This window comes from Pedococcus sp., assembly GCF_036000045.1.
Classification (GTDB): domain Bacteria; phylum Actinomycetota; class Actinomycetes; order Actinomycetales; family Dermatophilaceae; genus Pedococcus.
In genome coordinates this window covers 38,137-51,142 of record NZ_DASYGF010000072.1, presented here as the reverse complement: position 1 = coordinate 51,142, position 13,006 = coordinate 38,137, and the positions used below count along the sequence as shown (strand labels likewise).

12 protein-coding genes and 1 riboswitch are annotated in these 13,006 nt (G+C 70.6%); of the genes, 3 read left to right on the top strand and 9 right to left on the bottom strand.

Features of this window, described 5'->3' with window-relative positions; translation table 11 throughout:
• Positions 1-64 precede the first annotated feature (64 nt).
• Positions 65-158, bottom strand: a riboswitch (adenosylcobalamin (AdoCbl) riboswitch).
• Positions 159-262: 104 nt separating this feature from the next.
• The 3 genes from VGN50_RS11155 to VGN50_RS11145 are packed head-to-tail and all read right to left on the bottom strand — an operon-like array spanning position 263 to position 2,014.
• The gene (locus tag VGN50_RS11155) at positions 263-493 is read right to left on the bottom strand and encodes a hypothetical protein (RefSeq protein ID WP_327444847.1); all 231 of its coding nucleotides are present in this window, start codon (positions 491-493) and stop codon (positions 263-265) included.
• Positions 490-1,785 (bottom strand): HNH endonuclease signature motif containing protein, encoded by a 1,296-nt coding sequence (locus VGN50_RS11150; RefSeq protein ID WP_327444846.1) that lies wholly within the window; start codon positions 1,783-1,785, stop codon positions 490-492. The genes VGN50_RS11155 and VGN50_RS11150 overlap by 4 nt, the downstream gene beginning before the upstream one ends.
• A gap of 31 nt (positions 1,786-1,816) precedes the next feature.
• On the bottom strand, positions 1,817-2,014 hold the full coding sequence (locus VGN50_RS11145) for a hypothetical protein (protein ID WP_327444845.1): 198 nt from the start codon (positions 2,012-2,014) through the stop codon (positions 1,817-1,819).
• 354 nt (positions 2,015-2,368) lie between these two features.
• Between VGN50_RS11145 and VGN50_RS11140 the strand changes: the two genes are divergently transcribed.
• Positions 2,369-3,115: a L,D-transpeptidase family protein gene (locus tag VGN50_RS11140; RefSeq protein ID WP_327444844.1), complete on the top strand. Its 747-nt coding sequence runs from the start codon at positions 2,369-2,371 to the stop codon at positions 3,113-3,115.
• A gap of 8 nt (positions 3,116-3,123) precedes the next feature.
• On the opposite strand, the gene VGN50_RS11135 is transcribed toward VGN50_RS11140, so the two are convergent.
• Positions 3,124-3,918 carry an alpha/beta hydrolase-fold protein gene (locus VGN50_RS11135; RefSeq protein WP_327444843.1) on the bottom strand — a complete coding sequence of 265 codons (795 nt, stop codon included), beginning with the start codon at positions 3,916-3,918 and terminating at the stop codon, positions 3,124-3,126.
• Positions 3,919-3,951: 33 nt separating this feature from the next.
• Positions 3,952-4,848 (bottom strand): serine protein kinase RIO, encoded by an 897-nt coding sequence (locus VGN50_RS11130; protein ID WP_327444842.1) that lies wholly within the window; start codon positions 4,846-4,848, stop codon positions 3,952-3,954.
• A gap of 275 nt (positions 4,849-5,123) precedes the next feature.
• Between VGN50_RS11130 and VGN50_RS11125 the strand changes: the two genes are divergently transcribed.
• Positions 5,124-6,323 (top strand): acyl-CoA dehydrogenase family protein, encoded by a 1,200-nt coding sequence (locus VGN50_RS11125; RefSeq protein ID WP_327444841.1) that lies wholly within the window; start codon positions 5,124-5,126, stop codon positions 6,321-6,323.
• Between the two features lie 58 nt (positions 6,324-6,381).
• Positions 6,382-6,966 carry a general stress protein gene (locus tag VGN50_RS11120; RefSeq protein WP_327444840.1) on the top strand — a complete coding sequence of 195 codons (585 nt, stop codon included), beginning with the start codon at positions 6,382-6,384 and terminating at the stop codon, positions 6,964-6,966.
• On the opposite strand, the gene VGN50_RS11115 is transcribed toward VGN50_RS11120, so the two are convergent.
• The 4 genes from VGN50_RS11115 to glpK are packed head-to-tail and all read right to left on the bottom strand — an operon-like array spanning position 6,963 to position 12,834.
• Positions 6,963-8,453, bottom strand: coding sequence for an aminopeptidase P family protein (locus tag VGN50_RS11115; RefSeq protein WP_327444839.1), 1,491 nt, complete (start codon positions 8,451-8,453; stop codon positions 6,963-6,965). The two genes, VGN50_RS11120 and VGN50_RS11115, sit on opposite strands and share 4 nt — an antisense overlap.
• Before the next feature lie 55 nt (positions 8,454-8,508).
• Positions 8,509-9,510: a DNA topoisomerase IB gene (locus VGN50_RS11110; protein WP_327444838.1), complete on the bottom strand. Its 1,002-nt coding sequence runs from the start codon at positions 9,508-9,510 to the stop codon at positions 8,509-8,511.
• A gap of 35 nt (positions 9,511-9,545) precedes the next feature.
• Positions 9,546-11,261 carry a glycerol-3-phosphate dehydrogenase/oxidase gene (locus tag VGN50_RS11105; RefSeq protein ID WP_327444837.1) on the bottom strand — a complete coding sequence of 572 codons (1,716 nt, stop codon included), beginning with the start codon at positions 11,259-11,261 and terminating at the stop codon, positions 9,546-9,548.
• Positions 11,262-11,310: 49 nt separating this feature from the next.
• The gene (gene glpK, locus VGN50_RS11100) at positions 11,311-12,834 is read right to left on the bottom strand and encodes a glycerol kinase GlpK (RefSeq protein WP_327444835.1); all 1,524 of its coding nucleotides are present in this window, start codon (positions 12,832-12,834) and stop codon (positions 11,311-11,313) included.
• Between the last annotated feature and the right edge of the window lie 172 nt (positions 12,835-13,006).

Below are 13,006 nucleotides of genomic sequence, written 5' to 3'. Positions count from 1 at the left end.
CGTCCTCCTGGCGGGTTCCGCGCCCACCGATTGCCGAGGGGCCGCGCCAGAGGGCCTGACAGCGGCGGCCGCGTGCGACGTCCTGGCTCTCCCGGCGATCGGGATCACAGTGGCGGGACCGCTCCGGACTCTCACCGGTATTCCTCGCATGAGGCCGCGCCCATCATGGCATGACACAGCAGGCCGAGAAGTCGAGCGTCGTCTCCCTGGTCAGCGCCCCACTGTTCGCGGTCCGTCGCCACCTCGCCCGGCGCCCGGCTCGTCATCCGTAGCGCCGGAGCGAGTACGCCGCGGGCTGGCCGCAGGCCGCGGTGACGGTCCTCGGGGCCCCGGGCAGCTCCGCCGAGTCCACCCAGGGCGGCTCGCCGGCATGGTGGCTCGACAGGAGAGATCTGGTCATCGGCACCGCGGAGCTCAACCCCCGCAGCAGAACCGCACCAAAGCCGTCACACACACGCGCGCCGCAGGACCGCAGGCGGATGGCGGGACTCATGTCCGCAGCGTGTAGGTGACCGACTTTGTCCCGGCGGAGTCGGTGGTGATGCGGTGCCCGTATCTCGGGTCGTGGATGCGTCGGTGATGGTAGCCACACAAAGGGACGGCCAGGTGCAGGTCGGTCGAGCCACCCCGCGACCAGGGGTCGTGGTGGTGAAGCTCGGACCAGGCATAGGGACGGTCACACCTGGTGGCTGCGCAGGTGTCGTACCTGGTGGCCAGGGCTACACGTTGAGCCTCGGTGAAGAACCGGTCGGCGCGCCCGAGGTCGAGAGGGAGAGACTGCCCTCTCAGCACCGCCGGCAGGATGCCCGCGTTGCAGGCGAGTCGGCGAGCCTGCGAAGCGGACAGGTCGTCGCCGGTGTCCAGGTGGGCGGCGCCCAGCTGGTGCTTGAGGCGGTCGTGCTCCACCGTGACGACGACGGTCGCCGCCACCTTGCCGGACAGCCGGTCCGTGGGCAGGTGCTCGAGCAGCTCGACGAGGGCCTGCCCATATCGCTGCGACCAGTCGACCTCGCGGAACGCCTCGAGCTGGGTCGCATCCGTGGTCGCCCCCACGCGTGCTGCGCGATCGGCGAACCGGCGGGGTGAGGCCAGCTGCTGCACCGTCTTGCGCAGGATCGCCGCCGCCACGTTGGGAACCGTGAAGTGGCCGCTGGTCGTGCCGTCGCGGTTGTCGTGCAGCGTCAGCCGGGCCCTGTCCCAGGCGCGGTCCTCCTCCGAACGCAGCACTCCGTCCTCATGGGCGTCGACCTCCGCCCGGCAGCGCTCCGCCGCGCTCAACGCACGTCGCGCAGCCTTGCGCAGCGCGTCGGGGTCGACGAGCTTTGCCTTCGCGACCAGCGCCTGCTCGACGGCGGCTCGCTCGCTGGCGCTCAGCTCTGCGGGGAGCCGCGAGGCCGCCATCGCGATGACGCTCGCATGCTGAGCAGACACCTCCCCGGAGGCGAGGGCCTCGCGGGTGGTGGGCAGGCCGTCGTCGAGCGCGCTCGCCAGGCGGACGTCGGCGGCAGCCGCCGCGGCCCCGGACCTGGTCTGCGCGCTCAGCCAAGCCCCGGTGTCCGTCATGCCGGACTGTGCAGCGACCTGCGCCCGATCGGCGGCTCCCACCAGGGCTAGGCGCACGGAGTCCAGCCGGGCCATCGCCCGCTCGACCTGGCTCAGCGCGGCAGCGGCCGTCGACGACGAGAGGGGACCGCGGACCTCGGTGCGGTCCAGCACGTCATGGATCAGGCGCACTGCATCCCCCACGCCCAAGGGCGGTGCCGAGGTGAGCGGTGCGATGGCCATGAGACATTCTGTTCGAACACAAGTTCGATTGTCAAGCCACGTTTGCCTCTATTGGCGTGTCTATGACGTGGTTGGAGCTGACCCCGGCCACATAGGCAAGCCACGGCAACGCGGCCAACGCCCCACCGTGGTCGATGCCACCGGCGAGCAGCTCATCCGCAGGCAGGCCACGGACCACGACGAACGCGGGGCGGTCGCTGCCTGGCTCGAGCAGCAGGGGGTCGTGCACCGAGACGGGGCTCGTCCCGCCTCACGCCGTCTGTAGAGATCGAGTCCGAAATGTTGTGCGTTCTCGCGCACTCCTGGACAACCGAACGGCTCGCCGGTGCGTCACCATGAACGACAGGCACGCGACAGGCAACGGCGGCGGACCACCGCGGTCATCGACGAAGGGGAGAGCATGACGGCGATCCGACGCACCCGCACCACGGCACGAACCATGGCTCTTGCTGTGGCGCTCGCGGCGGGGGCGATGTCGCTCGCCGGCTGCGGCGCGGTCAGTCTCACCGGAAGCCCGGTTGCGGCCAGCGGAAGGGTGTCGCCCACCAGTACCGTCCCCCCGCCCAGCGCACCGGGGGCGACGATGGGTACCACCCCTCCGGCCGGGACGACGTCGCCCTCGACGAGCACGAGCAGGAGCACGAGCACGAGCGCGACCGCCACGCCAACGCCCAAGGCCGCGCCCAGGCAGAAGTCGACGCCGACACCCACCCCGACCCCCACAGCGAAGAAACCCGGCGACAGCCTCAACCCCGGTGACTCGGGCGCCTACGTCGAGACCGTCCAGCGGCAGCTGTCCGATCTGGGCTACTGGAACGGCATCCCTGACGGGCAGTTCGGGCAGCTGACCGTGCAGGCCGTGATGGCCTTGCAGAAGGCCGCCGGTCTGGGCCGGGACGGCGTCTTCGGTCCGGCCACCCGCCGAGCCCTGCTCGCCGGCGTCCGCCCCACCTCGCAGGTCGGCGGCACGGGCATCGAGATCGACAAGGCGCGCCAGCTGCTGCTCGTGGTCCGCGGCGGCCAGGTGACGATGATCCTCAACACGAGCACCGGCAGCGGCCAGCACTACTCGTACGAGGGACAGGACGCGGTGGCCTTGACGCCGTCGGGCACCTTCTCGGTCTTCCGCACCGTCGACCACCTCGACAAGGGTCCTCTGGGTGACCTGTGGCGCCCGCGCTACTTCAACGGCGGCATCGCCGTCCACGGCGCCGCCGCGATCCCCGGATACCCGGCCTCGCACGGCTGCGCGAGGCTCAGCGACGCCGCCATGGACATGATCTGGGCCGACGGCCTGATGCCCGTGGGCAGCCGGGTGGTGGTCTACTGACCCGACGGCTACGTGCGGGCCTCGAACTGCCGGCGCAGCCACTGCAGCTGCGAGCCGGCGTGGGCCGCCCAGTAGCCGTCGTCGTGGCCGCCCTCGTCGAGGGTGAGCCGCGCCGACGGCAGTGCGGCGGCGAAGGCCCTGTCGGCCGCCGCGAACGGGTCCGACGTCCCGCAGTCGAGCCGCACGGGCATGCGCCCCAGCACGGTGGTGCGCCGGAAGACGTCATGGGCGGCGAAGTCCTCCGCATCGTCGAACGCGCCCGGCGCGCTACGTCCCGGTGACGTCCACAGCGCCGCGCTCTCGGCGACGACGCCGGCCACCTGCCCAGGACCCAGCTGGCTCGCGAGCAGCAGCGCGCCATACCCACCCATGGACCAGCCGAGGAAGGCGACCTTGCCGGCATACCCGGTCTGGCGGCGCAGCAACGGAAGGAAGTCCTCGAGCACCATCGCGCCCGGGTCCACGCCGGCGCGACGCGCGTGCCAGTAGTAGCCCCCGCCGTCCACCGAGGCCACGCTCAACCCGGTGCTGACGACATGGTCGTCCAGGTGCAGCCCGTCGAACGCGTCGGCCGCGCCCCCACCCTTGCCATGCAGCGCGATGACCAGGGGCCGCGGTGTCGTGGGTCGGGCCGAAGGTGTGGCCAGCTGCCAGCCGATGTCCTGTCCGGGCCAGTGCCGGCTACGCAGCGTGCCCGATCGGCGGTCCACTCCCGCCGGGGGGCTGCCGCCGCATGCGGACAGCGCGAGAGCCGCGGCAGCCGGAGCGGCCCGCAGCAGCGCGCGCCGGGTCACCTGAGCCATGGCTCACCCAACCACAGCGGGTATGCCTGGGGCCTACCACCGCGCCGTCGCCTCCGCGACCAGGTCGCCCAGGAGCTCGCCCTCGTCCACGGGGAGACCACGGGCGGTGAACCAGCGGCACATGGTGGCCACGTCGCGACCGAGGAACTCGAACCCGCGCGGGTTGCCGATGACGTCCACGATCTGGGGCCAGTCGATGATGACCAGACGCTCACCGTCCAGCAGCACGTTGTACGGCGAGAGGTCGCCGTGCGCCCAGCCGCGCCGGGCCAGGGTCGTCATGGCCGAGCGCACCTGCTCGAAGAGCTCTCCGAGCAGGTCTCGTGGAGGCCGCGTCTGGGCGAGCCGGGGAGCGGCCACCCCGTCCGAGCCGATGAGCTCCATGAGCATCTCCCGGTCGCTCAGCTGCACCGGATACGGGACCGGCAGCCCGAGCTCCCACAGCGTTCCGAGCGCGTCGAACTCTGCCGTGGCCCACTGCCCCGACAGCAGCTCGCGGCCGTACTCGGTGCGCCGGGCCATGGCCCGCATCTCGCGGCTGCGGCGCACCCGGCGCCCTTCGTGGTAGCCGGCGTCGCGATGGAACATCCTGTGCTCGCCCGTGCGGTAGCGCTTCGCCGCGAGCAGGCTGTCGCGCGCCGGCGTCGAGGTGCCGTCGGGCACCCAGCGCCGCACGACGTGGACGTCGGCCTCCTTGCCCGTCTTGAGGACTCCGAGATCGGACTCGACGGCCCTGAGCTCGGTGATGACCCAGTCGGGGCGGGGGACCGGGCCGTGGGTAGCACCGTCCCAGCTCGTCCACCGCTCACCCTCGGGAGGTGCGTCGGCCAGGCTGTCGAAGGCGAAGGAGGGGGCGAGCTGTTCTGGGAGCTCAGGGGAGGACTGCGGTGGAGCGGACGGCGATGGGAGGGACTGTTCTGCAAAGGACACGGCGGGACTCCGAGGTGAGAGGCGGGTGGGCACGGGACGCGCCCCGGACAGTCATGGACATCTCGCGCCTCCATTTCTCGAGTGGGAGCCTGCGCCTGCGGCCGTATGCCGCGAGCGGGTGCCTTATGGTCGCAGCGCCGGCGTGACCAGCGCCACCGAATTTCCGCTGGTGGGGAGGCTCACACGGCCGCAGCCTGTGCGGGGACTGGACCACTCGGCATACTCGCGGGAGGTCCTGTCCCTCCGGCAAACCCTCAGCAAGGCGGCGATGCAGCATGTCTCGACTCCAGACGACCGATGGCCTCACCGAGGAGCAGCAAGAGCTCATCAAGCTCGTGCGTGAGTTCGTCGACGAGCAGATCATCCCGGTGGCGCAGGAGCTCGAGCACGCCGACGAGTACCCGACCAAGATCGTCGAGGGCATGAAGGAGATGGGGATCTTCGGGCTGATGATCCCCGAGGAGTACGGCGGTCTCGGTGAGTCCCTGCTCACGTACGCCCTGTGCGTGGAGGAGATCGCCCGGGGCTGGATGAGCGTCAGCGGCATCATCAACACCCACTTCATCGTCGCGTACATGCTGCTGCAGCACGGCACCGAGGAGCAGAAGCAGCGCTACCTGCCGAAGATGGCGACCGGCGAGATCCGTGGCGCGTTCTCCATGAGCGAGCCGGGCCTGGGCTCTGACGTCGCGGCGATCAAGTCCAAGGCCGTCAAGGGCGAGGGCGACGAGTGGACGCTGACCGGGCAGAAGATGTGGCTCACCAACGGGGGCAGCGCGAACCTCGTCGCAGTCCTGGTCAAGACGGACCTCGGGGCTGGCTCGGTCTACAAGAACATGACGACGTTCCTCATCGAGAAGGAGGCCGGGTTCGGCGAGACCGCTCAGGGCGTCACCGTCCCGGGCAAGATCGAGAAGATGGGTTACAAGGGCGTCGACACCACCGAGCTCGTCCTCGAGGGGCACCGGACGACCAGCGCGCAGATCCTCGGCGGCGAGCCGGGCAAGGGCTTTTACCAGATGATGGACGGCGTCGAGGTGGGCCGCGTCAATGTGGCGGCCCGCGCCTGCGGTGTCTCGATGCGGGCCTTCGAGCTGGGGATCGCCTACTCCCAGCAGCGCGAGACGTTCGGCAAGAAGATCGCCGAGCACCAGGGGATCCTGTTCCGGTTGGCTGACATGGCGACCAAGGTCGAGGCCAGCCACCAGATGATGGTCAAGGCCGCGCGGCTCAAGGACGCCGGGGCGCGCAACGACCTCGAGGCCGGGATGGCCAAGTACCTCGCCGCCGAGAACTGCGCCGACGTGGTGGAGCAGTCGTTCCGGATCCACGGTGGCTACGGCTACTCCAAGGAGTACGAGATCGAGCGGCTCTACCGCGAGGCCCCGATGCTGCTCATCGGTGAGGGCACCGCCGAGATCCAGAAGATGATCATCGGCCGGCGCCTGCTCGAGGACTTCAAGCTCAAGAGCTGAGCCGGCGGCCGGGGAAGCCAAAGCAACGCGCCGGCCCGCCCTTTGAGACACTGGGTCCATGAGCACGCAGCCCAGTGGTTTGTCGCGGTCCCGAGCAGTCCTGTCGTTGGAGTACCCCATGTCACTGGGGCGCTACGACACCTACGAGAAGGCCCAGAAGGCCGTCGACTACCTGTCGGACCACGAGTTCCCGGTGCAGAACGTCCTCATCGTCGGCACCGACCTCAAGCAGCTCGAGCGCGTCACCGGCCGGCTGACGCGCGCCCGCGTGGCGGTGGGTGGGCTCGTGTCGGGCGCGTGGCTGGGACTGTTCGTCGGCATGATCTTCGCGCTGCTCGACACCTCGAGTGCGGCCGGCTTCGGCGGGGTCATCGTGACGGTCGCGTTCGGGTCGGTGTTCGGGCTCATATGGGCGCTCATCGGCTACGCGATCACCGGCGGCAACCGCGACTTCACCTCGGTCACCCAGGTGGTGGCCACGCAGTACGAGGTCCTCGTCGAGCACCGCTTCGCCCAGAAGGCTCGTGAGCTGCTGGCCCAGCTCGACCCCATGGCGGCAGCGCAGGCGCAGGTCGACGCCGCCCGTGAGGCTGAACGCCAGCGCCTGGCCGGGCAGACCCAGCCCCCGCAGCCGCCCGCCTAGCGGGACTGGACCTCGCGGATCCACGCCTCCACGTCGCGACTCGTGCGCGGCATGGCGGCCGAGAGGTTCTCGCAGCCGTCCTGCGTGACGAGGACGTCGTCCTCGATGCGCACACCGATGCCCCGGAACCGCTCCGGAGCCAGCAGGTCGTCGGCCTTGAAGTAGAGCCCCGGCTCGACCGTGAGGATCATGCCGGGACGCAGCTCGCCGTCCATGTACTCGTCGCGGGTCGCCAGGGCGCAGTCGTGGACGTCGATCCCCAGGTGATGGCTCGTGCCGTGCACCATCCAACGCCGGTGATACTGCCCGTGCTCCTTGTCGAGAGTCGCCTCGACGTCCACGCCCTCGGGCAGCAGCCCCCACGCGTACAGGTGCTCGGCGATCACCCGGATCGCCGCCGCGTGCACGTCGCTGAACCGGGCGCCCGGCTTGACGGCGGCGATGCCTGCCTGCTGCGCGGCATAGACCGCGTCGTAGACCTCGCGCTGCGCGTCGGTGAAGGTGCCGTTCGCGGGCAGCGTGCGGGTGATGTCGGCCGTGAAGAGCGAGTCGACCTCGACTCCGGCGTCGAGCAGGATGAGGTCGCCGTCGCGCACCTCGCCGGTGTTCTTGATCCAGTGCAGCGTCGTGGCGTGGTCGCCGGCAGCGCAGATCGAGTCGTAGCCCACGCCGTTGCCCTCGTGCCGGGCGACGAGGCCGAAGACGCCCTCGACCCAGCGCTCGCCGCGGCCCTTGGCCAGGGCCTCTGGGAGATCGGCGATAACGGCCTCGAAACCGTGGTGGGTGGCCGCCACGGCCTTGCGCATCTCCTCGACCTCCCACTCGTCCTTGACCAGCCGCAGTGCCGAGAGGAAGTGGGCCAGCTCCTCGTCGGCCTCGTCCAGCTCGGCCTGGTCGGAGTGCTCCGAGACGCGGGCCGCGTCGAGCTCACGGGTCAGGTCGCGGTCGGCGTCGCGGACCAGACGCACCGTCACCTCGCCTGAGTCCTTGACCACGGCGTCGGCGAGCTCATCGATGTGCCGCCCGGTCAGCCCCAGCTCGGTCTCGATGTCTTCGATGCTGGGCCGGGCCCCCACCCAGAACTCGCCGTAGCGGGTGTCGGAGAAGAACTCGTCCGTGTCACGACCCGCCAGCGGCCGGAAGTAGAGCACGGCCTCATGGGTGCCGTCGTCGCGCGGCTCGAGCACCAGCACGGCGTCCGGCTCACGGTCGCCCCCCAGCCCCGTGAGGTGCACGAAGGCGCTGTGCGGGCGGAACACGTAGTCGGTGTCGTTGCTGCGCACCTTCAGGCCGCCCGCAGGCACGACCAGCCGGTCGCCGGGGAAGGCGGCGCTGACGCGCTCGCGACGCGCGGCGGCGTGGCGAGCCGCCTCGCTCAGCTGCGTCGGGCCAGCCGGAGCAGGGGCCCAGTCGCGCGCGATGAACGCGCGCAGCTCGTCGGTGGTGGGGCGCGCCCGGTTGTCCGCCTGCTTCTGCTCTTCGCTCACGGGGCCATCGTCGCACGACGGTATGACGTCGCGCCGCTCACCTGTCGGCAGACCGTCAGTCCTCGGCGAGCAGGGCGAGCAGGGCGCGCTCGACAGCGGCCTGCCGGCGCTCGGGACTGCGGTACCGCCCGGGCTTGACGTCGATCGTCACGCCCGAGTCGTAGTGGTCGAGCACGCGTGGGTCGATATACGAGCCCTTGGCGATCGTCGGGGTGTTGCCGAGATAGCGGGCGACCTCCTCGACGGCCGCCTTGACGGCACGCTTCCGCGAGGCCTGGGTGTCGCCGGGCTCGTCGGTGGTCGCGAGCGCCAGCGCGGCCAGCACCGTGGCATGCCAGGTCCGGAAGTCCTTTGCGGTCATCCCGCCACCGAGCAGGTCGCCGAGGTAGAGGTTCACCGTGGCCGCGTCGAGGTCGGACCAGCTTCTGCCCTGCTGGTACGCCAGCAGCCGGCGGCTCGCCGAGCGCCGCTTGCGCATCCGCTCCAGGACCTCGATGGCGACGGCATCGTCGATCTCGACGGTGTGCTCGACCCCGGACTTGCCCACGAAGCTGAACACGATGACGTCCCCGCGACGCCGGACGTGGTGCCGCTCGAGTGTGGTCAGCCCGAACGAGCCGTTGTCCTCGGTGTAGGCGTCGTTGCCGATCCGGAAGTAGCCCAGGTCCAGCAGGCGCACGGCCGCGGCGGCGGCGCGCTCACGCGGCATACCGTCCAGGGCGAGGTCGCGCAGGATCCGCTTGCGGGCCTGCGGCAGCCGGCGCGCTGCCAGGAGGACGCGGTCGTACTTCTCCTGGTCGCGCTTGACCCGCCACAGTGGGTGGTAGAGGTACTGGCGCCGCCCGGCGGCGTCGGTGCCGACGGCTTGGAGGTGACCGTTCGGCCACGGGCAGATCCACACGTCGGTCCACGCGGGCGGGATGGCCAGTGACCGGATCCGCTCGACGTCTTCGGCCGGCAGCCGGGCGCCGTGCTCGTCGAGATAGACGAACCCCCGACCGGCGCGGCGACGGGTCCACCCCCGCATGCTCGGCGAGACGGTGCGCAGACGGGCCATGCCGGAACTCTAGGCCAAAACCGCAGGTCAGGCCGCTAGAGCCGGCCGTCGGGTCCGCTGCGCCTGGCCTCGTCGGCCGACGCGTCGTCGAGCATCGTCTGGCTCACCCGCTCGGCCTCCACGCGGCCGAGGTAGATCTCGACCTCGGCCTGGATGCGGTCCTCGTCCCACCCGAGCACCGGCGCGACGAGTGCGGCGGCGACCGGTGCGGCCGAGACGCCACGGTCCCACGCCTCGATCGAGATGCGGGTCCGTCTGGTGAGCACGTCGGTGAGGTGCAGCGCGCCCTCGTGCGAGGCCGCGTAGACGACCTCGGCCTTGAGGTAGTCCTCGGCACCGTCGAGGGGCTCGCCGAGCTCGGGGCGGGCGGCGACGAGGTCGAGGAGCTCGTGGGTGAGGGAGCCGTAGCGCCGCAGAAGGTGCTCGACGCGCGCGACGTGCAGCCCGGCTGCGGCAGCGAGCGTATGCCGCCTGTTCCAGACCGCCTGGAACCCGACGCCGCCCAGGAGCGGAACCGTCTCGGTGGTCGACTGCGCGACGCGGCCGGGGAAGGTCTGCACTGCCTCGTCCACCGCGTCCTTGGCCATCACGCGGTAGGTAGTGTACTTGCCACCCGCGACCACGACGAGGCCTGGGGCGGAGTGCGCGACGACGTGCTCGCGCGACAGCTTGCTCGTCGACTCGGACTCACCGGCCAGCAGGGGGCGCAGACCGGCATAGACGCCCTCGACGTCCTCGTGGGTCAGCGGCGTCGACAGCACGCGGTTGACGTGGTCGAGCAGGTAGTCGATGTCGGCACGGGTGGCGGCGGGGTGGGCCTTGTCCAGGGCCCAGTCGGTGTCGGTCGTGCCGATGATCCAGTGCCGCCCCCATGGGATGACGAACAGCACCGAGCTGGTCGTGCGCAGGATGAGGCCGGTCGACGAGTGGATGCGATCTCGCGGCACGACGACGTGGACGCCCTTGGAGGCCCGCACGTGGAACTGACCGCGCTCGCCGACCATCGCCTGGGTGTCGTCGGTCCAGACGCCGGTGGCGTTGACGATCTGACGCGCGTGGATCTCGAACTCGCGGTCGGTGAGCTTGTCCACCGCGCGCACCCCCGTGACGCGTTCCCCTTGGCGCAGAAAGCCAATGGCAGCAACGCGATTCGCGACGTGGGCGCCGTAGTGGGCGGCGGTGCGGGCGAGCTCCATGGTGTGTCGCGCATCGTCGACCTGGGCGTCGTAGTACTGCACGGCACCGGTCAGGGCGGACTTCTTCAGGCTGGGCATGAGCCGCAGGGCCTGCCCGCGGGTCAGGTGCCGGTGACGGGGGAGGCCGCTCTGGTCGCCCGCGGCGACCGCTGACCCCACGGACATGGCGTCGTACAGAGCGATGCCGGAGCCGACGTAGGCGCGCTCCCACACGTGGTGGGACAGCGGGTACAGGAAGGGGACGGGCCGGACGAGGTGGGGCGCGAGCCGGGTCAGCAGCAGACCGCGCTCCTTGAGCGCCTCGCGCACCAGGGCGAAGTCGAGCATCTCGAGATAGCGCAGCCCACCGTGGATGAGCTTGCTGGAGCGCGAGGACGTGCCGCTGGCGAAGTCACGCTGCTCGATGAGGCCGGTGGACAGTCCCCGGGTGACCGCGTCGAGGGCGGTGCCCGACCCGACGACGCCACCGCCGATGACGAGAAGGTCCAGCTCGATGCCGGAGGAGAGCACCTCGATGGCGTGCTCTCTCCCCTGTGGCGAGAGGGCGTGGCTCATCGCGGCCTCCTTCATGGCGTCCACCTTCACTGCGGCACCCCTCACGGCGTCAGTCCTCGTCGACATCGACCCAGTCCAGCGTGCGCTCGACCGCCTTGCGCCAGCCGGCATAGCCGTCCGCGCGCTGGGCGTCGGTCCAGGTCGGGTTCCACCGCTGGGCCTCCTGCCAGTTCGTCCGCAGCTCGTCGGTGTCCTTCCAGAACCCGGTGGCCAGCCCGGCGGCATACGCCGCGCCGAGGGCGGTCGTCTCCGCGACCACCGGTCGCGACACGGGCACGTCGAGGATGTCCGCCTGCAGCTGCATACACAGGCTGTTGGCGGTGACGCCGCCATCCACCTTGAGCACCTCGAGCTCCACGCCGCTGTCCTTGGTCATCGCGTCGGACACGTCGCGGGTCTGGTAACAGATGGCCTCGAGCGTCGCTCGCGCGAGGTGGGCGTTGGTGTTGAAGCGGCTCATGCCGACGATGGCACCCCGGGCGTCGGGCCTCCAGTACGGCGCGAACAGCCCCGAGAACGCAGGGACGAAGTAGAGGCCGCCAGTGTCCTCGACCTGGCTGGCCAACCGCTCGATATCGGCGGCGCCGGAGATGATGCCGAGCTGGTCGCGCAGCCACTGCACGGCGGACCCCGTGACGGCGATCGACCCCTCGAGGGCGTAGACGGGCTTGGCGGCGCCGAGCTGGTAGCAGACGGTGGTGAGGAGGCCGGACCGGCTTCGGACGATGTCCTCGCCGGTGTTGAGGATCATGAAGTTGCCGGTGCCGTAGGTGTTCTTGCCCTCGCCGGGGCTGAAACAGACCTGCCCCACGGTCGCTGCCTGCTGGTCGCCCAGCGCCCCGGCGAGCGACACCTCGCCGCCGACCGGACCGCCGGCACGGGTCGTGCCGTAGAGGGCAGGGTCGGAGCTCGGCCGGATCTGCGGCAGCATCGCCCGGGGGATGCCGAAGAACCCGAGCAGCTCCTCGTCCCAGTCCAGCGTCCGCAGGTCCATGAGCATGGTCCGGCTCGCGTTGGTGACGTCGGTGACGTGCACGCCGCTGTCGGTCCCGCCGGTGAGGTTCCACAGCAGCCAGGTGTCGATGGTGCCGAACGCCAGGTCGCCGCGCTCCGCGTCCGTACGGGCGCCGTCGACGTGCTCGAGGATCCACTGCACCTTGCCCGCGGAGAAGTACGCGGCTGGCGGTATGCCGGCCCGCTCACGGATCACCTCGCCGCGACCCGACTGGTCCAGTGCTCTGGCGATGCGGTCGGTGCGGGTGTCCTGCCAGACGATCGCGTTGTGGACGGGCCGGCCGGTGCGGCGGTTCCAGACGACGGTGGTCTCGCGCTGGTTGGTGATGCCGAGGGCGGACAGGTCGCGGGCCTGGAGGTTGAGCTGCGCGAGGGTCGAGCCGATCACGGTCTGGGTGCGCTCCCAGATCTCCAGCGGGTTGTGCTCGACCCACCCCGCCTGCGGCAGAATCTGCTCGTGCTCGAGCTGGTGGCGGCCGACCTCGGAGCCGTCATGGTCGAACACCATGAAGCGGGTGCTGGTCGTCCCTTGGTCCACCGCCCCGACGAATTCGGCCATGCGCCGACCCTAGCGGGGGCACGAACACGAGAGGGGGCCTGGTAACAGTCCTCTCGCGATGCGAAAGCCGCCTGTGGACATTCGAAAGGCGGTTTCGCTTCGCGGTCCCGCATGTGCGCCGACAGGTGTTGTCCCGCATTTCGAAAGCCGCCTGTGGACATCCGAAAGGCGG

What these genes read in the sequence shown, in the direction of transcription:
- VGN50_RS11120 (WP_327444840.1), top strand. Translation starts at nt 6,382, where the DNA reads ATGAGCACGCAGCCCAGTGGTTTGTCGCGGTCCCGAGCAGTCCTGTCG.
- VGN50_RS11140 (WP_327444844.1), top strand. Translation starts at nt 2,369, where the DNA reads ATGGGTACCACCCCTCCGGCCGGGACGACGTCGCCCTCGACGAGCACG.
- VGN50_RS11135 (WP_327444843.1), bottom strand. Translation starts at nt 3,918, where the DNA reads ATGGCTCAGGTGACCCGGCGCGCGCTGCTGCGGGCCGCTCCGGCTGCC.
- VGN50_RS11110 (WP_327444838.1), bottom strand. Translation starts at nt 9,510, where the DNA reads ATGGCCCGTCTGCGCACCGTCTCGCCGAGCATGCGGGGGTGGACCCGT.
- glpK (WP_327444835.1), bottom strand. Translation starts at nt 12,834, where the DNA reads ATGGCCGAATTCGTCGGGGCGGTGGACCAAGGGACGACCAGCACCCGC.
- VGN50_RS11125 (WP_327444841.1), top strand. Translation starts at nt 5,124, where the DNA reads ATGTCTCGACTCCAGACGACCGATGGCCTCACCGAGGAGCAGCAAGAG.
- VGN50_RS11105 (WP_327444837.1), bottom strand. Translation starts at nt 11,261, where the DNA reads ATGAGCCACGCCCTCTCGCCACAGGGGAGAGAGCACGCCATCGAGGTG.
- VGN50_RS11155 (WP_327444847.1), bottom strand. Translation starts at nt 493, where the DNA reads ATGAGTCCCGCCATCCGCCTGCGGTCCTGCGGCGCGCGTGTGTGTGAC.
- VGN50_RS11150 (WP_327444846.1), bottom strand. Translation starts at nt 1,785, where the DNA reads ATGGCCATCGCACCGCTCACCTCGGCACCGCCCTTGGGCGTGGGGGAT.